Genomic DNA, 24,095 nt, shown 5'->3' on the forward strand with positions numbered 1-24,095 from the left:
TTTATAAGTAACGCTTAATGAGTTAACAGTAAGTGTATAAAGTTAATCTGTTATTTTACAATTATGGCCGCTTTAGTACAAATTTATCTTTAGTAGAGCTAAAGTAGTCTCCACCCATTTTACCTACGCTGTTTAATCGCGTGGGGTCTATATAGCCATTCACTAACACGTTATCGTCAATATAAATCCCCACCACGTTGAGTAGCATAACTTTGCCGCCACCTGGTTCGTCGCTTATCTGAATAACGTCTCTTAAAGTGCACTCGTATCTTACTTTAGCCGCTGCGGCGCCTGGGGATGTTACGTGTGTACTGGCGATTGTTTCAATATTTGCCGCCTCAAATTCACTCACATTATGTGGATAATTAGCGCAGCTTTGATTCATTTTCTCTACTAGCTCTTCACTAACAATATTAACCACGCAGTTGTTAGTGGCTTGAAGGTTTAAAAGCGTGTCTTTATTGGCTTTGTCGCGTGGGTTTACTTGGGTCACGCTCAGCACTGGCGGGTTACAGCTGGCCACTGTAAAAAAAGAGTACGGGGCAATATTAGCAACCCCCTCCTTACTAAGTGTGCTTACCCAAGCAATAGGCCGTGGGCTAATACCCCCCACTAAATACGAGTAAACATTGTGCTGCGTGTTTTGCGTTAAATCTAAAAACATAATTTTCCTTTATACGTCGTACTGCAAATCGTAAAAGCGCTGTATTGCGTACAGTATTTCATAACTGCAGCCACTTTTTTAAATATGCGCAAAAAAATAAACATAGTGTGGTTTAAACGCGATTTACGCCTTAGCGACCATCAACCACTTAAAAATGCATTTAGTGATGATTTACCCACGTTACTGCTATACAACTTTGAGCCACTAATGCTTGAGGATGCACATTATAATGCGCGCCATTGGCGTTTTGTTTATCAATCAATAGGCGAAATAAATCAGCAGCTAACTCGCTATAAAGCAACGCTGTATATTTTTAACCAAAACATGCTGACACTGTTAAACACGCTTAATCAAACATACCAAATAGCAAACATATTTAGCCATCAAGAAATTGGTTTAAACAATACCTTTGAGCGCGATAAAGCCGTGGCTACATGGTGTAAAGCTAACAAAGTTAACTGGCTTGAGTCACAAACGGGCGGCGTTATTCGTGGCAAAAAAAACCGTAAAGATTGGAACGCACGCTGGCAACAAACAATGCAGGCTCCTATTGCTATTCCTAATTGGAAAAACATAAAAACCATTACACTTAATAACTACCAAACACCTAAATTGCCCGACAGCTACACGCAAAATGATGACAACTTTCAAGTAGGTGGGCCTTTAACTGCGCACACAATATTGCAAAGCTTTTTTGCTGAGCGCGGTAAGGGATATCAAAAAGGCATATCTAGCCCCAGCTTAAGCCGTATTCATTGCTCTAGGCTTTCGCCTTATTTAGCGTGGGGTAATATTAGCCTTAAACAAGTTTATCAAACCGCTATTGATGCATACCATGCAAAACACCCAAGCAAAAAAGGCTGGAAGCGCCCGCTTGCTGCATTTGTATCGCGTTTGCATTGGCACTGCCATTTTATGCAAAAGTTTGAAAGTGAGAGTACGATGGAATTTAAAGCGCTCAATGCGGGGTATCATCAGTTCCCCTATAGAAACGATGACAACGTACAACACGATATTAAGCGCTGGGCACAAGGCCAAACGGGTATACCCATTATTGATGCCTGTATGCGCTGTTTAAAAACCACGGGCTATATTAATTTTAGAATGCGCGCTATGTTGGTTAGCTTTGTAACGCATCATTTAAATATAAGCTGGCAGCAGGCAAGCTTACCTTTGGCAAATTACTTTTTAGACTTTGAACCTGGCATTCATTACCCACAAATACAAATGCAGGCCTCAGTTACGGGCATTAACACCATTAGGCATTACAACCCAATTAAGCAATCTGAAGATCAAGACCCAACCGGCGCTTTTATTAAAAAATGGTGCCCCGAACTTGAAAAGCTGCCGATAGAATATTTACACGAGCCTTGGCAACAAACACCAATGGAAGCGCTGTTTAACGACTTTAAACTTGGTGAAGACTACCCCGAGCCAATGCTTGATTTAACTCAAGCCTCTAAACAAGCACGCGAACGTTTATGGCAATATCGCGAGCGCACCGATGTTAAACGTGCAATTCCTAACATATTAAAAAAGCATGTAGGGCTTACTCGTACACACAAAAACACCGCAAAAAGTAATTAATATGCCACATAAAAAAAGTCACTTACCACAAAAAATGTGCCCTGTTTGCAACAAGCCTTTTGCGTGGCGTAAAAAGTGGCAGCGCGATTGGGATAACGTTATTTACTGCTCAGAGCGCTGTAAACGTAATAAAAAGTAAAAGGTATTAATCCTTTATGCAATGCGTGAGCTGGCGTCTATTTTGCAATGGTATGAATAACTCGGCTTTTAAGGCTGTATTTAGGTGTTTTATGTAAATAGCACTTACTCAGCCTGAAAAGCTTACATGCAACGCAAGGAGAAGATGATGACGATTAAAAAAACGGCAAACTCAACCTGGTCAGGCGATATTAAAACAGGTAAAGGCAGTATTTCTACACAAAGCGGCGCACTTGATAAACAACCATTTGGTTTTAATACTCGCTTTGAAGACGAGCCTGGTTCTAACCCAGAAGAATTAGTGGGAGCTGCGCACAGTGCCTGCTTTAGTATGGCGCTTTCGCTTGCACTTGGCGATGCCGGTTTTAAAGCCGATAAAATTGATACTAAAGCCACCGTAAGCCTTGATGAGGTTGATGACGGCTTTGCAGTCACCCATATAGCGCTTGAAGTAAACGCACGTATTAAAGATATTGCTAACGAGCAATTTCAGGCATTGTGTGAGCAAACTAAAAAAAGCTGCCCTATTTCAAAGCTACTTAATACCGAAATTTCCCTAAACGCAACGCTCGACTCAACCGCATAAAACGTAATTTTTAAACCTTACGGTTTTACGCGTTAAGCCAGGTAACCTGTTACTTGGCTTAACACTCATCCCTAACCTTTTTTGAGTTATTTGAATTTAATAGCTCATTTAGCAATGCAATGCCCATCCCTAAAGCAGGCCAAACTACCCATAAATTATTTGGCGATGTAATTAAGTTTATCGCAGTCAAAAATACCAAAGCCACAAAGTAACGTTTTAAATTATCAAAAAATGCTGGTGTATTCATGTTTGCTCTCCTCTTAAAATGTAAGGTTATTATTGCCTTAATTTTTAAGCCTGAAAGGTGCTATTTGTCATCAGTTAATATGACATTAGTCATAAATTTATAGCAGCCCCTTCAAGCGCATCTCTACAAATACTTATACAAACATACAGTTACTTACAATTATTTAAATGTATTTTAAAGAGTATTTAATATAATACCTTTTCTAGATACACCTATTTAATTTTAAGAAAGGATACTTATGCGCTACTTAATGCCACTCTCTTTGCTTGCACTTAGCTGTACAGCATCAGTAAACGCCGAACAATCAGCGTCAAAGCAATGGTTTAATACAATTAACTACGCAAAAATAGATTCACGCTATTACAGCGATAATGTGTACGGATTATCTACGCATTATTACTTTGAAGAGCAACAAAGCTCGGGAGTGTGGGATGATTATGGCTACCTAGATACAGATAGTAATATAGGCTTAAATTACTTTAATTCAGATGGTTATAGTAGAAAAGGGATTTTTGGAGAAGGCTTTTACGGTAATGCTTTTGCAACCATAGAGCTGCCTAATATTGGCGATACTGATACCTATTCACTTGGCATAGGTTACTTATTTGCTGATTCGTTAAAAGTATCTGCACGTATGATAGATTACGAATATGGTGACACAGTTTATTTGTTTAAAGCTCAATATAATCACCAAATTAATGACACCGACTACATTGGTTTTACTGTTGAGACGGATGATGAAATAGAGTCGTGGGACTTATCATCACGTTACTTTGCTCACCTTTACGATGAACGCTACTTTACTATAAATGCTGACTATCTCGATGCTGGCGATGATTCAATTTTTAATGTGTTGGCAAATTATTACTTTAATAAGCATGTTGCAGTTGGCGTTGGTTTATACGACTCAGATTTAGTTGTTGAAGGTAAATACTTTATTAACGATAACTACTATTTTACAGCTAATTACACCGATAACGATGACTACGATATATACAATCTCAGTTTTGTAGCTCAGTTTTAGTAAATACAAAAAAGCCGCCTTGCTGGAGTCACTTCAGCTAAATAAGGCGGCTTTTATATTAAAACAGCTATAGCTTACATATTACCTAGCTCTATCATCATTGCGGTATACATACGTAAATTAAGCGCTAATTGCTCAAGCGTAATAAATTCATGCTCTGAGTGGCCGGTATAACGTTTGCCTGGCATTGAAGGGCCAAACGAGACTGCATTATCAAATAATTTTGCGTTAGTGCCGCCCCCTATTGATACAAAGTCAGCTTGTTCGTCACCTGTAAAATGTTTAAAAATATCAAGCAGCTTTTGTGCGTGCGGCGCGTTATCTAACAGCATGGGTGTACCAATAACGGTTTCAACTTTAGTAAGCGTTACGTTATTTGCAGTTTCCCATTCCTTAATCGCACTGTTTATTTGCGCTTTAAGTAGATTTTCATCTTTACCAACTGGGCGGCGCGCGTTAATGGCTAACGTTAGTGCGTTACCATCGCGTTCAATTACGGTAGGGGCTACGCTCATTGGGCCCATGAATTCATGCTCGTAGGCAATATTACCAAATTGCTTACCATGAATATCTAAGCCAATTAATTGATTTACAAATTTTATAAGCTGGCCATCGCTATTATTTTCAAGTGCTACGTCTTTAAATAGCTCGCTCAGGTGTGCAATAGCATTAACACCCGACTCTGGCTCTGATGAATGCGCAGACACCCCTTTTACAGTTATTTTTAAGCCTTCAGCTTGCTCTTCAAAGTTAAACTCAACTTCACTAAGTGTTTTAGCGTTAGCTTTTAATGAGTTAATAACGACAGCGCTTGCGTTATGCAGCACTAAGCTTGCATCTTCTGGTATTTGGCTTTTAAACGCGCCGCCCGCTAAATTACTCACATACATACCGGTTTGTTTTGAGGTAGCATTAAAAGTAGGAGCAATTAAGCTCCAGCCTTTCTCGGCTACTACAACTGGGTATGATGCATCAATGGTTACGGCGTATTTTGGCTGCTCGTAGGTTTTCATAAATTCTGTAAGCGGGCCCCAGTCAGATTCCTCAGCTAGGTAAATCATCAGCTCTATGCGGTTATTAAGCTCTATGCCTTTATCTTTAATCGCTTTCATGGCGTATAGTGCGGTGGCTATTGCGCCTTTGTCGTCTTCTGTGCCTCGCCCGACTAATTTTCCAGGCTCTGAGGTATCAATAATAAATGGGCTTTGTTTCCACTTACTAGCATTGGCCGGTTGTACGTCACCGTGGGTTACAACGGTAACCTTTTCGTTTTGATCTCCCATGCCTATAAGCACGGTGTAGCCTAAGTCTTGATAATCAAACCCAAGCTCTGCAGCTTTCATTTTTAATACTGATTTAAAATTAATAAAGTCAGGATTTTGTGGCGCGGGTATCGACTCTTTATTTACCGTAGGAAAAGCTACTAAATTAGTTAACGTGTGAATTTGTGATTGTTGATAAGTATCCACAGCGTAATCGGCAACACTATCAATATTTGTATGTAATTGTGCATGTGCGCTAAAAGCAAATAAAGCACTGCAAAGCAAAGCTAACTTTTTCAAAACGTATCCTTTTGTATGAATCATTACTACCAATGCGCAATAATAAATCGCTTAAATAATTAAATTGGTATTAAAGCTAAATTATACCGCCAAGCAATAGTATTAAATAGCGCTTTGCGGCAGGGTTACAACAATCGCGCTTTAAATTTAGATAGCGGCTTACATTGCATTGGTTGTATAATGCGCGACCTTAATTAATCAGAGTATTAGTACTAATGAACCGCCGCAAAAAAATTGTCACCAAATTTCAGAAAAAAGATAAACGTGCTAATGCTAAATTGCATAAAAGTAATAAACCGGCGTATGTATCAAAAGCAGAGCGTGAAAAACTAGCTTTAGAGGCGCAGCAAACAACCAACGCCGAGCAAGTTACGCCAACATCAGATTAAACTAAAGCGCCAAGCAACCTATTCTCAACGCTTTATATGGGTTTAAAATGCGTAACTGGCACTTATATTAAATGAGCGCCCTTGCCCAGCTAATTGAGTAAACCCCATGCTGCTACCTTGCTTAAGCGCTGCAATACTTACCCCGCCTAGGGGTAATTGATAAAACGTATCAAATAAGTTTACCACCTCAATACCCAGCGTAAGCGCATCAAAAGAAGCTTTAGAGCTTATATTAACTAAGCTGTAACTAACGGTTTGGTTTTCTAAGCGGTTAACATCAACGCGTGATTTTGTATCCACCCATTGCCACGACAGCGCATTTTCAAATAATCCTATTTGCTGGCTTAATGAGAGCGCTGTATGCAATGGCTTAATTTGATAAATCGGTTGGTTAGTGTCGCGGCGCTTACCACGAGTGCTCGTTATGTTTGCTTTTAATTGCCATTCGCCAAACTGTGTTGATTGATAAAGTGCCTTACTTATATCAAGCTTTGCGCCATAAAGTGTGGCGTCAACATTAGTAAAGCTTAAAATGTTACGTGTTGTGTTTGCTAATCCATAACTATTAAAACTACGTACAATATCTGCATCAATGTAGTCAGTTATATCGGTGTACCACACATTAGCACTTACCCGCCACGCATCATTTTTTGCTGTTTTTGAATACGTTGCACTGATGGTATGAGCGGTTTCGGCTTTGAGGTTTGGGTTACCAATATAACCATTAGCGTCGCCGTACCAGCCAATCATAGTGCTTGCCATATTACTTACACCCCAGCTGTAGCGCTCATATAAATTAGGGGCTCGGTTTTTACGGGCAAGGCCTAATTGCAGCTCGTCATAAAGTGTAATTTGATAATTAGCTAATACATTTACATCAACTAAGGTGTCGGTTTTATCTCTATCAGCATTGTTGAAGTTATTGGCAGCTAGCGCATTATTGGCAGTTGTCATTGTGCTCATACTGCCCATATTCATCATACTCATGCCATCGTTATAGGCTTGTACTTCATCAACCTGTGTATTAACACGCTCAACCCTTATACCCGTATTTAACCAGAGCTTGTTATTGATTTGGCTTTCATATTCTGCAAATAAGGCAATACGCTCACGCTTACCGTTATTAATATTTATATAATCATTTGGCCCCATCATGGTTGAGCTTTCAATCGCCGGCCACCAATCATCAATGCGGTAATTATAATATTCTTGTCCAAGTAGTAATGAGCTATTTTGATCAAGTGTAAGGCGCCATTTAAGCTGTGTGCTTATGTCTTTTGCATCTGTTTTCATGGGCATCATGCCGGTTTTTTCTTTACTAAAAAAACCCATTTCGTGTTTAACGCTGTGCCAGTTAACCTGCCCTTCAAACTCGCTATTTTCAAAACTGCGCTTATATTGGGCAATAGCGCCATAGCTGGTGTTATCAGTCATATCCATGTACTGATTAGCAAAACCCTGATACGGTATTTTTTGATGCGTAAGCTTTATCACAACTTGCTGTTTATCGTCACGTATCGCGCCAGTTAGGCTGTGGTTTTGAGCCCGATATAATGTATCTAGTACCACATTCCCCTTTCCATCTTTGTAGCTGTTGGCATCACTAAACGAGCCTTGGTAATTAAGGCTCACAGTATCGCTTGCTAAACGTGCTCCCACACCTAGTTTTTGACCGCTATCAACACTGCTGTACTTAGCCGAGACATAGCCTGAGTGCCATGCAAGCTCAGTATTTTCGCTGTATTGTGGTGAAATTGAGTTAACGCTTATTACACCTGCAATGTTATCGCCACCAGCACTTACAGGTGAAACACCAGCAACTACATTGTAAGCCGTTACTTGATTAGCTGATATATAAGAAAGAGGCGGGTTCATCTGATTAGCGCACGCTGCAGTAACCTCTGCGCCATCAATCAGTACTTTTACTCTATCGCCCATTAAACCATTTAAAATAGGTAAGTTAGACACCCCGCCCGCAGCCGAAAAATCAACACCTAAATTGCTAAGCATTGCCTCTGACGAACCAAGCGATAAGTGCTTATTGTGTACCTGTCCATGCACTTCAATAATTTCTAAAGTGTTATCATCTGCAAATACTGCAGGAGAAAAAAGGCCAGTTAATAAAAGTGCTAAAGGAGAGAATAAATAAGTGTGTTGGATATGTTGAATATGAGCCATTTATAATTTATGCCACTGTTATATATGGCATAAATTATATAATGTAGTTACAAGTTTAGAGCGCGACAAAATGTCGCACTTTGAGAACTTACTGCCACTTAACTCGCGTTAAGCTTAGACACTGTTGCAGAAACAGCATCTGCACCGCGTTCTATTTCTTGAATGACTTCTGAGACTTTCGCTATTAGCTCTCGGCCTTGCTCTGAGGAATCAGAGACGGAGGTGATTTGCTTTGAAATATCGTTAGTCAGCTCTTGGTTGTTTTTAACTACGGTTGCAATTTCGTTGGTTGAACTGCTGGTGCTTGCTGCAAGCTGCCTAACTTCATCGGCTACCACGGCAAAGCCTCGCCCGTACTCGCCCGCTCGGGCGGCTTCAATGGCTGCATTTAACGCCAATAAATTAGTTTGATCGGCAATACTGCTTATGGTCGACACAATAGAGCCGATAACTGCTGACTGCTCATTCAGGTTTTTAATTAAATCAACCGATTTAAGTACTTGGCTTACAATTGCATCTGAGTTTGCAATTGCATCATGTAATATATCTGAGCCCGTTTTTGCCGTTTGCGCACTCGACACCGCCGATTCATACGCAATTTGTGCGGCCTCACTAACGGCTTCGTTGTCTTTTATGCGATCGGTAATATTAGAGGCAAACTTCACTATTTTTGTCACTTTGCCTTTATTATCTAAAATGGGGTTATAAGTTGCCTCTAGCCATATTTGCGAGCCATCAGAGGTTATTCGTTTAAACTTACCAGACTTAAACTGCCCATCGCTTAGCTCTTCCCAAAACCGAGGGTTATTTTGATAAAAAGAGTCGGTACAAAACATTTTGTGATGTTTGCCAACAATTTCTGCAAGTGAATAACCCACCGTAGATAAAAAGTTTTGATTTGCTTTAATTATGGTGCCATCGGGGTGAAATTCTATTGTAGCCAGCGCCTTATCAAGCGCTTCGGTGAGCGCTTCTTGAGATTTTCGCTGTACATAATTTTTTGTAATATCCGACGCTATTTTAATAACCTTAGTAACCACCCCGTTTACTTCAACAGGAAAATAAGTAGCCTCTAGCCATAGCTTTTCGCCATTAGCGTTAAATCGCATAAAGGTACCGCTTGTTGAGTTTGCCCCTTGCAGCGCTTGCCAAAATTGGCTGTACTCACTCGACTTAGCGTAGTCTGAATCGCAAAACATCCGGTGGTGCTTGCCTATTACCTCTTCTCTTTTGTAGCCTACGGTATCTAAAAAAAGCTCATTAGCGTCTAAAATTTTTCCCTCGGGTGTAAATTCAATATACGCTACATGGTTATAAATAGCGGATAGTACTGATTTACTTTCATTGAGTTGACGTTCCAATTCTTCAACTTTGGCGTTATCTTTTCGTAGACCAAACATGTGTTAAACCTTTAGGGAATAATAATAGAATGACAATAACAAACAAATATAAAAATAATATGTAAGCTAGCAATAAATGTAATAACTTTGTAAATATAGGTGTTTTTTAGTTTTTCTGCGAGCAATTAAACACTAGCTAGTGAGCTGCTTTTTAAAAACTTTTTATAAATTAACCCAATAAGTCACACTTTATAGCAATTAACAAAAGTAAAACAAGCCAAAAATACTATTTTTTATACATGACGCAGTACACTTTTTAACTTAAAATAGCCATCTCACTGACACACTCCACACCTAATATATGTTTACTCTCCACACAGTTAATGTGTGGCTATTCACTATTTTTAAAATCAAAGTTAAAGGATCTTCTATGAGTGCAGATGTTGCGTCGGCATCTAATCAGTTAAATAAAGCTGCTATTTTATTAGTGTTAGCACTAGGTACGTTTATTTTAGGATTATCAGAATTTTCAATGATGCCTATGCTGCCGCTGATCAGTGAAACGTTTGGCTCAACCCCTTCGCAAAGTGGCTATGCAATTAGCGCCTATGCTATTGGTGTTGTGGTAGGCGCGCCGGTATTAATGCTTACAACGGCCAATATGCGAAAACGCAAAGCTTTGCTGATTTTTTTAAGCCTAATGTGTATTTCTAATGGTTTGAGTGCATTAGCAACCTCATTAGAGCAGCTCGTTATTTTTCGCTTTTTAAGTGGCTTACCTCACGGCGCTTACTTTGGTGCCGCTATTTTGCTTGCCTCCGATATTGCCCCTTCGGGTAAACGCGCAAGCTTTATGTCAAAAGTATTTATGGGCTTAACCATTGCGACCATCGTTGGCGTGCCTATTGTTACCTTGGTGGGGCAAAATCTAAGCTGGCGTTATTGCTTAGGTGGCGCTGCGGTTTTAGCGTTTATTGCGTTTATATTTGTATACAAAGTAGTGCCAAATATTGATAACGCTAAGCCATCTAACTTACTTAACGAGTTTGGCGTACTTAAAAATAAACTGGTGTGGTCTATTTTAGGTATTGTTATTATTGGCTTTGGCGGCGTGTTTTGTATTTACACTTATATTGCCGATACAATTTTAGATGTAACTAAAACAGCCCCTTACACTATTTCTATCGCTATGGTGATGTTTGGTATTGGTTGTACGTTAGGTAATTACATATTAGGTAAAGCGGCCGATAAATCTGCCATTAAAACCACAGGCCTTGCACTGGTGTGCACCATCGTATTTGCAATTGCCTACGTTAGCGCAAGTTACAATATTTGGATGCTGTATGCGGTTATATTTTTTATTGGTTGCAGTGTAGGTTTGGCAACGCTTATTCAATCTTTATTAATGGATGTAGCCCCAGAGGGCCATGCAATGATTGGTGCATTAGTACAATGCGCATTTAACACCGCAAATGCTATCGGCCCTTGGGTTGGCGGGGCTGTTATTGCACAAGGTGCAGCGCCTAACCAAACAGGTTATGTCGCAGCGGCGTTGTTTTTAGGCGGCTTAGTAATGTGGTTTTTAAGCTACTTGCAACTTAATAAACAACAACCCGCAGCACAAACGTGTTAAGCATATAAAAAGAGCGGCTAATACAATTAGCCGCTCTTTTACTTTAACAAGGGGATTTAATCACCCACCTTACTGGGCCTCTAACGACGCCATATCAATAACAAAACGATAGCGTACGTCTGATTTTTCCATTCGCTCATACGCGGTGTTTATTTGGTCAATATTAATCATTTCGCACTCTGGCAATACGTTATTTTTGCCACAAAAATCTAGCATCTGTTGAGTTTCTTCTATCCCACCAATTAGTGAGCCTGCGATGCGCCGACGACCCATTAAAAGAGGCACAGTGTTTAGCTCTTCTACGGGGCCAACTTGCCCAACAATAACTAGCGTCCCATCTATGTCTAATAAGGGTGTGTAAATAGACAAATCGTGCTTAACAGGTACGGTGTCAATAATAATATCAAAAGCCGACTGCGACGCTTTCATTGCATCTTCGTCAGTCGACACTAAATAATGCTGCGCGCCAAGTTTTACTGCGTCATCTTTTTTAGACTCACTTCGCCCAACCACAGTTACACTCGCGCCCATGGCTACGGCATTTTTAACAGCCATGTGACCTAAGCCACCAAGCCCTACAACGGCAACACGGCTGCCTTTTGTAACGCCCCACTTATGTAAAGGAGAGTAAGTAGTGATACCTGCACATAATAAAGGGGCAACGCGCGAAAGCTCTAGGTTTTCAGGGACTGATAGTACAAATTCTTCACGAACAACAATATGTTTAGAATAGCCACCTTGGGTCATCTCGCCGGTTTCTCTGTCTTTACCTGCGTATGTGCCTACCATGCCTTCTTGGCAAAATTGCTCTTCGCCGTTATCACACTGTTTGCAGCTTTGGCATGAATCAACCATGCAGCCTACCGCTACCGTGTCACCTTTTGCATAGTTTTTAACAGCGCTACCAATGGCTTTTACTTTACCTACAATTTCGTGCCCAGGGACTAACGGGTAACGGCTGCCTCCCCAGTCATTGCGCACTGCATGTAAATCAGAGTGGCATACGCCACAATATAAAATTTCAATTTCTACATCGTTATCGCGTAAATCGCGGCGCTCAAAAGTATATTCACCTAGTTGCGCACCTTCGCTTTTTGCTGCATATCCTACTGTTTTCATAACAACTCCATAGTCTGTAAAAATTTAAGTCGTCTACCTTTTTGCTTATTTAAGTACTTTATTTAAAAGCCAACCCCATAAGGGCTGCCTCTAAAAATAATACCGGTATGCACTTTGATATGGTTTACACTAACGCTGGCGCTGTGAATGCACCCTGACCAAAAAAGCCCAACAAGGTTGGGCTTTTTTAACTCAAATGTTGGTTACTTATCCAGTAACGTATTTATCTCATCAATGAGTGAATGTATACGTTCAGCATTTTTTCCTAAATCGCTTCGCCCCACGCGTGACTTACTGCGTATATCTACAAAGCGCTGGCTGCCTTCATCATTGATACGCACAACTACATCGTCTTTAAAACCAAACCATGTGGTGGTATCCGTTGCTTCTACAATGCCCGTAGCCGCATTAACATTAACAAGCTCAAACCCTAAATTTTTAACCGCTTGCTCGGTAGCAGCCAATAAGTCTGTTTTTGATTGTGCATAATTTAGTGTTTTTAGCTCAGGGTAAGCTTTGCGTTGCTGCGTGGCTGTTTCTTCTCCTGCGTATTCAGCTGGGTTTTTAGCATCCGCTCGCAGCGGTACAATTGCCACAAATTTTGGCGGGTTAATTAAATCGGTCGAAATATCATGGATCGCGGGTACGCTTTTAGCCTTGCTCATCATGCTCAGTGGCATTGCAATCGCGATGGCTGCAAACACCAATGCCATTAAAGTGCTGCCCATGCTAAGCGTTTTACGCATAAAAATAACCTGTATAACAAGCAGCACTAATGCAGCGCCACCCACATACACACCAAATCTAAACCCTGCAAACGCAGTACTTAGTTCAACAACGCCATACTTATATAAAGGCCCTGGCAGTAAAACGAGTAAAAAAGCGATTAAACTTACTAAGCTCACTAAAATTTTCATTATTATGATTCCTTTATCATGTGTGATCTTTAATTTTAAGTAGTTGAAACCAGTACATTATACTGCCAAGCACTGGGTTTAGATTACAATTAACAGCCAACGCCACTTTATAGTGATACTTAAGTGCTTTAAATAATAAGCTTTGTTCAAAAACCTTAAAATAAGCTAATTAAAACAACTAAATAACGAATTTTTATTATCAAGCAGCGGCGCTTTAACCTTAAACTAACGTACCTAGGCTAGCGTGTCAGTATCATTACACAAAAAAGTCTAAGGTAGCGCTGTTAAAGTTACTTAAATTAGGAAAAATATCAACCAGCTCCGAAACAGGCACGCCAAACCACTGCGCTAACGTTGCAAAGTATTGCTCGTTAGCCACTTGCGGAATTAACCGCCCGCCTCCGGTATCGTATTCGCCCTCTAATTGCTGAGTAAGTAACTGGCCATAAATAGAACGGCCTTTTACCGCGCCGCCCATTACTATTTGATTACCCGCCCAGCCATGGTCGGTGCCATCGCCGTTTGAGGTGAGCGTGCGGCCAAAGTCCGACATAGTAAACGTGGTGACTTTATCATTCATGTTTAGCTCTTTCATGGCACTGTTAAACTCGCTGAGCCCTTGAGCTAGCGTATTTAATAATGCAGGGTGCGCAGTAAGCTGATCATCGTGGGTGTCAAATCCCCCCATAGAGACAAAAAATACTTGGCGCTGTGTACTTAACGAGGGCTGCACACTAATAGCTTTGGCCACCGCGGCTAATTGCTCACTCAAGCTAGTATCGCTAAAGGTGGTAGTAAGCGCTGGGGCTTGTTCAAGCGCACTGTTCATCGTTTGCGTGTTGGTAATTGCGCTATTTAAGCCATTCGCATATTCACGCCCTAGTACATGGCTTGCATTGCCTAGCAAGCGGTTCATTATGTTAGTAATGTGCTCAGTGCGGGGCTGATAACCTCCAAATGCGTTAATTGTGCTTATGCCACTTTTGTTAAGCGCAAAGGCACTGGTATTTGTGCCTGTTTGCCATAAATTAGTGCCATCGAGAGAGATATTTGCCGCAAACTGATCCTCTACAGCTAATCGCTCTAGCATACGTGCGCCCCACCCACTGTTTAAAGAGGCTTTTTCTCGGCCGTACATCCATGACGCTTGCTGATCGTTATGCGAAAATAAATGCTTAGGTAAAGGCACCGCGTTATTTTTGTAATCTGTTAATGTGGTGGGAGTAAGTAAAGTGCCTACGCCACCAACAAAGGCTAAATCATCCGACTCAAACACGCTCTGTAAAGGCGCAAGTGAGGGATGAATACCCACGCCACCTGCAAACTGCTGAGAAACACTTAACGCTAGCGGATTGTCTACTGCGAGGTTTTGCCGGCTTTGCTCGTATAAACTACGCTGCTCTCCCTCAAGGGGTAGCAACATATTCAGTGAGTCGTTTCCGCCGTATAAAAATACACACACTAGGGCTTTATAATCACCGAGTTCTATTGCATTAGTTGCCCCCGTTAACGCTTGTAGCTGCAAGCTAGTTAAAGCAGCTGCCGATACCCCGCCTTTTAAACATAATGACAAAAAGTCTCTTCTATTTAAGCTCATTATGCGCTCCTAATACTGCACGTTAAATTCAGGTGAAATAGCAATCATGTATAACAAGTACGAAACCCTCACGCGGTACTGATCCTCGTCAAAATAGGCATCTAAATCAAGCAAAGCTTGTGTAGTGTCAGCGCTCATATTGCCGGCAAAATACAGAGTATTGTATTGCTCTATCAGTGCGCTAATGCCATTTTGCGCCAAGTAATCCATATCGCTTTGAACATAAACATAAATTCCTGCAGGGTTTAACTCGGTATGCGCTTCGGCTGTACTCCAAACCAAACTTGCAAATAAGGCATTCATTGTGCCTATTAAAGTCGCATCGTTGGCTATTTGTAATTCAGGCGCTACCAAACCTTGCGTGCGTAACGCCGCACTTTGGTAATCGGGTCTAAAAAAGTTAAATACAGAGCCCGACTGCATGGGGCCTTGCCCATAGCTATCTACTAAGTTCCACGTTTTATAATAACCTTGCTGCGACTTCGCATTAAGGTTTCGCCAAAACTGCACAGTTTTTAAAAGTGGTTCTTTAATTTTACCTTGATAGCTAAGTACACTGCCAAAATGGCGTGCTTCGTCATCTAAATAAATAGCTTTAACAACTGCGGCTAAATCGCCTCGCACACCACTTCCATTATCGTTAAATACACGGGCAACGCGCTCTACATATTGCGCAGTAGGGTTTGAGGTAATTAACCGCTGAATAAGCTGCTTAGAAATAAACGGTGCTACGTTGTCGTGATTAAATAAATTATCGAGGGCTATTTTTAGCGACTCCTCTGGGCCATAACCAGGCGGTATAACCTCATTATTTAATAGTACTTTTTCTTTATCAGAATGGTATTCGCTGTAAGCTTGCATAGGGTTTATATAATCGCGGCTTTTGCGTTTAAAGGTTTCGCTGCCGGCAAGTGTCCAGCCTGTAAATACACGCGCAAACCCCTGTATTTGAGCCTGTCCGTAAGTTGCTATGTTATTACCGTTTGCATCTAGCTTAGCGGTGCCATCAAGGTTTAACTCATCTAGGCCAATGGTAAATAATTGCATAACCTCACGGGCGTAATTTTCATCTGGGCGAATATTAAGTGCTTCATCAGCTTTTTCGTTCCCTAAATGGCTTAGGTACGTGCCCATAATTGGCGAAAGCGTTACCTCTTCGAGTAACTCTCTAAAATTGCCAAACGCATGTTTGAGCAATAAATCGTAGTAAGTGATCATACCCTCTGGTTGTGCTCGCAAATCGCTATTTTCATCCGATACAACCAATATTTCACTCAGTGCAAATGCAACGCGTTGGCGTAGTTGATCGTCACTTTGTAGTACCGCTTTCCACCATGCATCTATTCGGCTTATATATTTAAAGTCTTCGTCATCTTCAAGTTTTACCAAGTAGTTTCGATGGTAGCTAACTGGCAGTGCTATTTGGTCATCGAGCCATTGTTGCTCACTTAAACCTTGAGCACTGTTTATTTCAGCAAGCGTTGGGCCCATGCTAGCTTGGTGTAATAACCTAGCGGCGCTGTGTATGTCCATGCTGTTTTTGGCTACAAATGTAACGGTTTGCGTGTTTGTTGCCCCTTCATTATCGGTGGCTGTTACGCTAAATGAATACGTTATAGGCTCATAACTTTGCGCAGCGGGTATAGTAAGGCGGGTACTTAACGCATCTAATGGTTCATTCAATAACGTGGTGCCCGCAGTTTGTTGCCAAACCACACTGCTTATTGTGCCGTCTTCATCGCTTGCTGTTGCAATTAGCTCAATGGTTTGGCCTTTAGTTAATTCGCTGGGTATGTCGGCAACCGATAAGGTAGGAATTTTATTTGAATTGACGGTGGGCGTGTCATCGCCGCCTGAGCCACCACAGGCGCTTAGCAATAAAGCACAACTTGCTAATAAAACTGATTTGTAATGCATGTTAAATCATCATCGTAAATTAAAGAAGGTACGCGTGTATGTACCGAGTTTGATACGATTATTGAAACACAAAATTTACAATTTAACCTTTTATTTTTTGTAACCGAGCGCTATTTAACTGTTTTGTCGTTAATATTAACCTCAATAATGGGCTTTTTTTTATTAAAAACATTCACCTTATTAGCGGCTTTAGCCACACGTTGCCAAGGCGTTTGTAGGTTCTCGTAAATTGGCCGCCAATACGCATCCATTACACTGTTGTGCCCCCGGTCGTTATTGCCAACCCCCACGGTAATTTTACCTACTTGATGCGCTTTTATCAGTGTGCCACAGGCTCTATCCCAAATGGCTAACGCTGAGCCTAAGTTACGGTCAAAATGTTTTGGGTTATCGCTGTGATGAATTTGGTGCTGAGCTGGGCTAATTAACCAATTTTCTATTTTTTTACCAAAGCTCCACCACACATGTGAGTGGCGTAAATTAGCGCCTAAAGCATTAAAGGCAAATACAAATACATTAGCCCCCAAAATATCTAACATTGATAAATTTCGGCCAAAGCAATACACACAAACGCCCACTACAAAACCTTGGGCTAACGCCATTCGACAGGCATATAAATAGCTTTCAAACGGGTGGCTGCGATAAATGGTCATTGGGGTGAGCACTAACGCACTATGATGTACCTTATGAAAATGCCACAAAAACGGCACTTTATGCAGTGCTAAATGTAATAAAAACCGTGTTAAATCATCAAATATAAACAATAAAACGGTAAAAATAACTAACACCACAGTACTTGGCAGCTGCCATACTGCGCGCTCACCAAAAAGCCATTGCAGGGCATCACTTACGCCAATAGCAACAGGCACCATAGTTAACACTATAGGCACCCACAGCGCGGCTTTAAGTAAACGGTTTATAATTAATAATTGGTAGTCGAGCTTGGCACTTTTACTCAGCCAAATACGCTTACTAAATAAATAGCGCCCCAGCCCACGCCACGTGCGCTTTTTTTGCTGCGCACGGCCCGAGAAATACAGCAACATTGCAATCACTAACGCCGCAATGCTATAGCCAATAAAAATACGTTTATTGGCATCAAACAAATAATTTGGCGTTTGAAGAAGCGTTTGCCATATAGTCTCGAGCATAACTTACCTCTTAAAATTGATATTTGTAACCCACGGCTACGCTACGCGGTTTACCCGGGCGCGCGCCATATGGGCGACGACTAACAATGTTATCTTGGTCAAACAGATTATCTACCTTAGCGTAAATATGCCCATATTGATCAAGCTCGTAGCGCGCAGCAATATCTACAACGGTTGTAGCGGGTACCTCGACACCTGCCAACGGTAATGAAAAATCATTCCCTGTGGTGTTACCAAGCTCACCAGCGGTATAAGCTACGCCAGCGGCCTCTGGCATTTCTGAGGTGTATTTTATTAATACATCAACCGACCAATCGTTATGTGCAAGGCCTAAGCTCAGCGCAGCTTGATGGTTAGGCAAGTACGGTAAATGATCGCCCGGGCGAATATGTCCCCACTGCGTAAATTCGCTAAATAGCTCTTCTTTAAACTCACTTTGCGTGTAGGTATAAGTTAAGCGTACCGGCACATCAATGTGCTTATTTAATGCGTAGGTGTGTGCAAATTGAGACTCAACGCCCCATACATCCACTTCCCCACCACTAAACTCGCGGTCAATTTCGTTTTCGATTCCACAGTTTGACTGGCCACAGCTTTCTACTAAGTTTGAATAATCATTAAAAAAGCTCACTACTTCCACTTGGCTGTTACCGTTGTTGTAACGGCCACCAAATTCATAGTTTACGCTTTTTTCAAACTCTTCATCTCCTTCACGTACAGGGCTAGATGGGCTTGAGGGCACAAACCCTTGGTGTACACCAAAAAGTAACCCTGCATTGGCCGATAATTGGTAAAAGCCACTTAAACCAGGTAACCAAATACGGCTCGATTTATCTTGCCAATCGTTTTCTTGGCCAGGGCCGTCATTTTGATACGACATATCCATTAACTCGCCACGCACGCCTAAACCAAGAGTTAGCTTATCGAAGGTTACTTTGTCTTCAATATATAACGACCACGCATCGGTAGATTCGGTATTTTGTGTGGTAAATACACTCGCGGTGTCTGTACGGGTGTTAACCGCGTTAACCATGGCGTATGTGTCTTCAAAATGATCGCGCTCTATTTCATCTTGATGAAAACGCACCCCAAATGAGAGTGAATGTTCAAGCCCAAACGCAGCGACTTGCCAATCACCATCAAACTGTATGCCTTGTGAGAAAAAGGCTCTGTCGTTAGTTCCCATGGTTAAAAACACATTGCTTTCACCACTTTGAACCGAATCGGCTTGGCCACTAATAACGCTGTATTCACGCTCAAAGCGTGTTGGGTCTGCCAAAATATCCGACAAACTACCACTGCTGTTAGTAACCGCGTTGAGTTTAAGCCACGCACGTTCAAAATCGTTGCGATAGGCGCGGGTTGTAAGGGCAAAATTGTCGCTGCTAAGCTGGTGGGTAAACATCACTTGCGTATGCTTAGTGTCCATATTTGCAGGGCCACTGGCGGCATAACGGCGATACGGTGTTTGCTGGTAATCTTCTTCGGTTAACCCAAGGTAGGTTTCGTTAGAAAGCTCATCTGAATAGGCCAGCTTTAACTCAAAGCGTTGCTTAAACTGCTCGCTATTAAGTGTGTAATCTAATTTAACTAATAAATCGTCTTTTTCAAAGCCAGTATCTTGTCCGCCATCAAGCTCTTTAAAACCGTCACTTTCTAGGTGAACGCCTTCAACTAAAAAGCCAAACTGCCCTTCGCGATTACCATAATACGCGTGCGCTTTTTTGTAGCCATCGGAGCCTGCTGAAATATCAAGCATACCGCTGGCATCATCAGGCACTTGGCGCGACACTAAATTAAGCGTACCCGCCACCGTTTGCGGGCCATAATGTATGGCTGCTGGGCCTTTAAACACTTCAACTGCGGTCATGCGTGTAGTAAGCGGAAAATAATAAGCCGCCGGTGCCGAATACGGCGCAGGGCCAATTAAAACACCGTCTTCTAAAATAGTTATTTTTTTACTACGCTCAGGGGTTACGCCCCTAAAACCAATGTTAGGCCTTAGCCCAAAGCCGTCTTCTTCGCGTATGTTTACCCCAGGCACCTGCGATAAAATACGATGAATATCATCAAACTCAAATTGTTCAAGTTGCGCTTCGCCAATTAAAGTTGCCGAGCCTGCTTCGGTGCGCAATTTATCGTTATGGCTAATAATTTGAATATGTTCTAATTCGTTTTTTTGCTCTGCCACTGCTTGGCAACTTACGGCCATAAGCAATGCAATTGTAAGTTTATTGTATTTCATTGTCGCCCTTAGTCGTTATCGCCTGCAGAGGTGGTAGGTAGCTCAAGTGCTAGCTCATTAATAAAGTCATTTTTTAGCTCATCGGTCAGCACTTTCACTTGCCCATGTACATCACGTACCTGTTGCTCGTTATCAATTAGCAAATCGGCCAGCGAGCTATCAATGCTATTTAAAGTGGCTTTAAGGGTTGCTATTCCTTCAACTAAACGTGTTTTAGTAGCCTGTGCTTGCTCTGCATCTAAAAAGTCATCAAAGCCAGTGCCTGCTTGCTCAGCGTCTAAATTACCCATAATTAACGCTTCAAACGCCACTAAGTTATTACGAATATTATCTAAAGAGCTTTTCGCATCTAGGCTTTCTACATCTTCAGGGCACGCCGATGCGCCACACGAATTTGAAAAAATACCAATCGGCTCTGCTAATTTTTTATCTTTTACTATTGTGTCGATATAAAACAGTGCATCGCTAATATGATTAAGCGCTTCATGAGTTGTGCTAAAGCGAGAGCCACTTTGGCCGGTATTTTTTAATTCATTAGCAAAACCGCTATCCCCTTGCCAAGCTTGTAATAACTGCGCTGACGAACTTAAAACATCTTCACTTGCCACCACAGCAAACTCACAACGAGCCTGACGACGCGCTAAATCTGTACGGTTATTCCAATCTGCAAGGGCGTCATTTGCCACACTACAGTGATGCGCTAATTGCTCGTTAAACAACACATGCCCAATTGCAAATAAGCCGCGGCGTGTTGCTGTTCTTTCGCTAATGGCATACGGGCGATTTTGATCTTGGTTAATAACACCGTCTTGGTTATACACCACGTCTTGGTCTATCCCACAGCGGCTAAAAGTAGGCCATGAATATATTTGGTTACGTAACTGCCCTGCGTTATCAAGAAGCGGCCCCATTTGCATCATTTCGGCTTGTTGCCAACCCGCCATGGTATCTAGCCAGGCTTGTTGTGCTTGAGCACGCAGCGCAATGGCCTCTTCTGAGCTTTCTTGTACGCTTTGTATTTCAGCTTGGCAGTAATTTGCAACGGCCTGTGTTTGTGTTTGTGCTTGTTGATTAAACAAAACAAACGTCGGTGTTATTACATTATCGACTAAGTTAGTAACGAGTTGTGCTTCATCAAACTCTGTAACCGCAGGCGTCGTAGTTTGCCCGCTATCACTACTTTGAAAATCACTGCCTGTGCTACTTGAGCTACTTTCACCACACCCACTAAGGGTTAGTACAGTAGCTGCAACCACAACCCCTTTTTTTGCATAATTGATCATTATTTCAACCCTAAAAACTTTGAAAATTAAACGGCAAAAGGCCAGCCCGTGGGCTGACCTTCCTTGGTGCTAAAACGGGTGGTTATTACCAGTTTTCAACGTTTTGAGCATCAAAGCCGTAAACTTCCTGCATCAAATCACGTGCCTCTACTAACTGCGCTTTGTATGCATCTGTTAGCAGGGGCGCTTCACCGAGTAATGTATGTAGCTCGGCAAATTTACCTGCGTTATCGTCGCTGTAAAAAGGTGAAAATGGGTTAAATTGAAAGTTCAGTGCAAAGCCTTTCATTTCACTAAAGTGTTTAGCTAAATTAGCAAAATCGTCAGCACTTGCCCCTGTACCTTGTACTGTATCAATGTCGGCTAATGTGTCGTTGATGTAATGTACAACGGTGGCTGCAATTGCGTTTTCCCAATTGGCTACTGCAATATCACGTTGTGCTAATAACTGCGTTTTTTGATCATCAGTTAATGCACTTGGTGCAGCATCGTTAATAATTTTACGACCCGCAATAAACGCCGTCATTGCTGAGCTGCTAAAGTCAGTCGCTACTACCGCGCCTTTATCACGTTTAGCTGCATTGGTAGAGTTACCCCAATTGTATTCACTCGCTAAGTCAATTTTGCCATCGCCATCAATATCAGCGCTTGCGCTACCATCAGAAATAGCCTCGTCGCTAAATTCTAAATAATGACGTGCTGCGCCAAAGTAACCAAAACCTTCATCGTATTGATGCTCTAAAGTACTGTAAGTGCCATCGGCTGCTGCATCGGTGTTATCTTCATCAAGCCCTTCGTCTAGGTAATCGTCAGTGCCTTGCGAGAACATTAACGCACCTAGCGTATGCTTTTGAATAAGCTGGTTTAAATCAAGGCCACTTGTTGTGATGTATGCCGCAGTAATGTCATTACCGTTTACATCCTCAGATTGTGTACCGCTTGCAATTGCATCTACATTCGCGGCAAGTAAATCAAAGTAATGAAAAATAAGCCCTTCTGGTGTTTTTGCTTGAGTGCCGAAGTCGCTCCAGCCTTCAAATGTACCTTCTGTTAGCCAATCTTCTTCCATTTTAGACGCATCGTTACCGGCAATTTTACCTGTTAAGGTTTTGCCTGAATTCGAAATTTCTGCAAACGACTGTTGAAACGTAGTTGCGCCATCAATAAACAAAAAGCTGTTATCTTTTACGGCTTCGTAATCGCTCCAATAAGCCATTAACTGCGCTTTAACGGCATCGCCTGTTAAGCCTTCGCTTTCAATGTAATCAACACTTAATAAGCTTATGTAAGCTTTAATTTGCGCCGAAAGTGCATGGCGAGCCACTTGGCCTGTGTAACTTACCGCAGAATTACTAGCATTAACTGTTGAGGCAAATTCGTAAACGTTTACGCCATCTTGCGCTTCAATATCAGTTACAGATACGCTCAGTGTTTGTGTAAAACTTAAATCGCCAGCATCGGTTGCAGTGACTGTTACATCAATTGTTTCTACTTGCTCAGCATTAAGCGCTAACGTGCTTTTAAGCGTTAGCTCATTGCTGTCATTAATTTCAAAATACTGTTCATCATCAGAAAGTGTAAATACCATGCCTGTTGCATCGTCATCGGTTGCACTTAAAGTACCGACTACTGCGCCTACTACATCTTCTGTTACAGCCGCTGTTGATAAGCTAATAGCGGTAGGTGCCGAATTAGTCACTGTTGGAGTGGTTGGTGTTTCGGTGCTATCGCTGGAGCTTGAGCCGCCACACGCAGTTAAACCCATAGTTGCAGTAATTACTGCACTAGCAAGGAGAGATTTACGCAAATTCATGTTGAATCCTAATATTGTATGTGAATCATTCTTATTTGTAATAGCGACTATTCTAATTACAAATACCTAACAATCAACCTAAATGTTGCTTTTTTGTTTTATTTTTAAAATAGTTTTAGTTTTTAGAACAAAGGGAGATCGGCAAAAATACTTTTTAACATAGCTAAACAGCGCGTAAATTGCTTAGCAAAACATTCGCTGTACAAAGCTAATCTACTTATTAAAGTAATTAACTATCAAAAACTTATAACAATGCTTGGTTTGTACTAGATAAGTATTTTTAGAAAGGAACACTGCGCCTTAAAGCAAGGTGCGAACATTACGTAAAAATAAAATCACACTAACTTTTTAGATATAAAAGCTATTTGTAATAATTATTATTTATTTTAAAAACGCACCACTTATAGCGTTTAAGTGTGGTTTTTTGCTTCACTTACTGTTTTAGAGGCTTATATCGGCGTATTGATTAAAGGTATACTAGGGCGTGTTGACCTTGGCGGATAGAAATTTGTTCAATCTAGGGGCGATTAAATCGCGGCGCGTGGTTTGTAACTTAGTTGGCTCGATAACGGCTTCTGCGTTATTTTAATGACTTACATTCATGTAAAAATAAGTAAAAACCAATTAAGAATAGTTTATCGCCCTAGAAAGAACCCAATGGGCATCCCATGTTTGGCTTTTATGCTGCGTTATCGCCTATTTATG

Annotated in this window: 19 protein-coding genes and 1 pseudogene; 6 read left to right on the forward strand and 14 right to left on the reverse strand. The window is 41.4% G+C overall.

Features of this window, described 5'->3' with window-relative positions; translation table 11 throughout:
* Positions 1-61 precede the first annotated feature (61 nt).
* Complete coding sequence (locus tag B4F91_RS04565) at positions 62-664, reverse strand: flavin reductase family protein (RefSeq protein ID WP_286938360.1); 603 nt, start codon at positions 662-664, stop codon at positions 62-64.
* A gap of 84 nt (positions 665-748) precedes the next feature.
* Between B4F91_RS04565 and B4F91_RS04570 the strand changes: the two genes are divergently transcribed.
* The 3 genes from B4F91_RS04570 to B4F91_RS04580 all read left to right on the forward strand — a co-directional run bounded on the left by B4F91_RS04570 (position 749) and on the right by B4F91_RS04580 (position 2,975).
* The gene (locus tag B4F91_RS04570; protein WP_286938362.1) at positions 749-2,251 is read left to right on the forward strand and encodes a cryptochrome/deoxyribodipyrimidine photo-lyase family protein; all 1,503 of its coding nucleotides are present in this window, start codon (positions 749-751) and stop codon (positions 2,249-2,251) included.
* Position 2,252: 1 nt separating this feature from the next.
* Positions 2,253-2,390 carry a DUF2256 domain-containing protein gene (locus B4F91_RS04575; RefSeq protein ID WP_126006276.1) on the forward strand — a complete coding sequence of 46 codons (138 nt, stop codon included), beginning with the start codon at positions 2,253-2,255 and terminating at the stop codon, positions 2,388-2,390.
* Positions 2,391-2,537: 147 nt separating this feature from the next.
* Entirely contained in the window at positions 2,538-2,975 is a 438-nt protein-coding gene (locus B4F91_RS04580; protein WP_029773410.1) for an OsmC family protein, read from the forward strand.
* 58 nt (positions 2,976-3,033) lie between these two features.
* Here B4F91_RS04580 and B4F91_RS04585 read toward each other — a convergent pair whose 3' ends face one another.
* Positions 3,034-3,222 (reverse strand): 2TM domain-containing protein, encoded by a 189-nt coding sequence (locus B4F91_RS04585; RefSeq protein ID WP_288635391.1) that lies wholly within the window; start codon positions 3,220-3,222, stop codon positions 3,034-3,036.
* A 238-nt stretch (positions 3,223-3,460) separates the two neighbouring features.
* Between B4F91_RS04585 and B4F91_RS04590 the strand changes: the two genes are divergently transcribed.
* Positions 3,461-4,246 carry a putative porin gene (locus B4F91_RS04590; RefSeq protein WP_286937379.1) on the forward strand — a complete coding sequence of 262 codons (786 nt, stop codon included), beginning with the start codon at positions 3,461-3,463 and terminating at the stop codon, positions 4,244-4,246.
* Between the two features lie 74 nt (positions 4,247-4,320).
* Here the strand turns inward: B4F91_RS04590 and B4F91_RS04595 are convergent, their stop codons facing one another.
* Positions 4,321-5,808, reverse strand: a complete 1,488-nt coding sequence (locus B4F91_RS04595; protein WP_286937381.1) for a dipeptidase — start codon at positions 5,806-5,808, stop codon at positions 4,321-4,323.
* Positions 5,809-6,023: 215 nt separating this feature from the next.
* Between B4F91_RS04595 and B4F91_RS04600 the strand changes: the two genes are divergently transcribed.
* Positions 6,024-6,197 (forward strand): DUF2986 domain-containing protein, encoded by a 174-nt coding sequence (locus B4F91_RS04600; RefSeq protein ID WP_004587415.1) that lies wholly within the window; start codon positions 6,024-6,026, stop codon positions 6,195-6,197.
* Between the two features lie 42 nt (positions 6,198-6,239).
* On the opposite strand, the gene B4F91_RS04605 is transcribed toward B4F91_RS04600, so the two are convergent.
* The 3 genes and pseudogenes from B4F91_RS04605 to B4F91_RS19440 all read right to left on the reverse strand — a co-directional run.
* On the reverse strand, positions 6,240-8,375 hold the full coding sequence (locus B4F91_RS04605; RefSeq protein ID WP_286937383.1) for a TonB-dependent receptor plug domain-containing protein: 2,136 nt from the start codon (positions 8,373-8,375) through the stop codon (positions 6,240-6,242).
* Positions 8,376-8,473: 98 nt separating this feature from the next.
* Complete coding sequence (locus tag B4F91_RS19435) at positions 8,474-8,956, reverse strand: methyl-accepting chemotaxis protein (RefSeq protein WP_223230583.1); 483 nt, start codon at positions 8,954-8,956, stop codon at positions 8,474-8,476.
* Between the two features lie 48 nt (positions 8,957-9,004).
* A pseudogene (locus tag B4F91_RS19440) lies at positions 9,005-9,775 on the reverse strand (PAS domain-containing protein); the annotation flags it as partial.
* A 370-nt stretch (positions 9,776-10,145) separates the two neighbouring features.
* On the opposite strand from B4F91_RS19440, the gene B4F91_RS04615 reads away from it, so the two are divergent.
* Positions 10,146-11,348 (forward strand): MFS transporter, encoded by a 1,203-nt coding sequence (locus tag B4F91_RS04615; RefSeq protein ID WP_004587418.1) that lies wholly within the window; start codon positions 10,146-10,148, stop codon positions 11,346-11,348.
* 69 nt (positions 11,349-11,417) lie between these two features.
* On the opposite strand, the gene B4F91_RS04620 is transcribed toward B4F91_RS04615, so the two are convergent.
* The 8 genes from B4F91_RS04620 to B4F91_RS04655 form a co-directional block, all read right to left on the reverse strand.
* The gene (locus tag B4F91_RS04620; protein ID WP_096739975.1) at positions 11,418-12,467 is read right to left on the reverse strand and encodes an NAD(P)-dependent alcohol dehydrogenase; all 1,050 of its coding nucleotides are present in this window, start codon (positions 12,465-12,467) and stop codon (positions 11,418-11,420) included.
* 203 nt (positions 12,468-12,670) lie between these two features.
* Positions 12,671-13,384: a DUF1499 domain-containing protein gene (locus tag B4F91_RS04625; RefSeq protein ID WP_055252973.1), complete on the reverse strand. Its 714-nt coding sequence runs from the start codon at positions 13,382-13,384 to the stop codon at positions 12,671-12,673.
* 256 nt (positions 13,385-13,640) lie between these two features.
* Positions 13,641-14,981 (reverse strand): DUF1501 domain-containing protein, encoded by a 1,341-nt coding sequence (locus tag B4F91_RS04630; protein ID WP_096739977.1) that lies wholly within the window; start codon positions 14,979-14,981, stop codon positions 13,641-13,643.
* Positions 14,982-14,990: 9 nt separating this feature from the next.
* The gene (locus tag B4F91_RS04635) at positions 14,991-16,898 is read right to left on the reverse strand and encodes a DUF1800 domain-containing protein (protein WP_286937389.1); all 1,908 of its coding nucleotides are present in this window, start codon (positions 16,896-16,898) and stop codon (positions 14,991-14,993) included.
* A 110-nt stretch (positions 16,899-17,008) separates the two neighbouring features.
* Positions 17,009-18,049 carry a sterol desaturase family protein gene (locus B4F91_RS04640; protein WP_096739979.1) on the reverse strand — a complete coding sequence of 347 codons (1,041 nt, stop codon included), beginning with the start codon at positions 18,047-18,049 and terminating at the stop codon, positions 17,009-17,011.
* Between the two features lie 10 nt (positions 18,050-18,059).
* Positions 18,060-20,294, reverse strand: a complete 2,235-nt coding sequence (locus tag B4F91_RS04645; protein ID WP_282337617.1) for a TonB-dependent receptor family protein — start codon at positions 20,292-20,294, stop codon at positions 18,060-18,062.
* Between the two features lie 8 nt (positions 20,295-20,302).
* Complete coding sequence (locus tag B4F91_RS04650) at positions 20,303-21,577, reverse strand: imelysin family protein (RefSeq protein ID WP_286937390.1); 1,275 nt, start codon at positions 21,575-21,577, stop codon at positions 20,303-20,305.
* Between the two features lie 85 nt (positions 21,578-21,662).
* Entirely contained in the window at positions 21,663-23,390 is a 1,728-nt protein-coding gene (locus B4F91_RS04655; protein ID WP_286937392.1) for a DUF4856 domain-containing protein, read from the reverse strand.
* Between the last annotated feature and the right edge of the window lie 705 nt (positions 23,391-24,095).

Origin of the sequence: Pseudoalteromonas sp. UBA6610 (assembly GCF_002433295.1) — a bacterium.
GTDB lineage: Bacteria > Pseudomonadota > Gammaproteobacteria > Enterobacterales > Alteromonadaceae > Pseudoalteromonas > Pseudoalteromonas atlantica.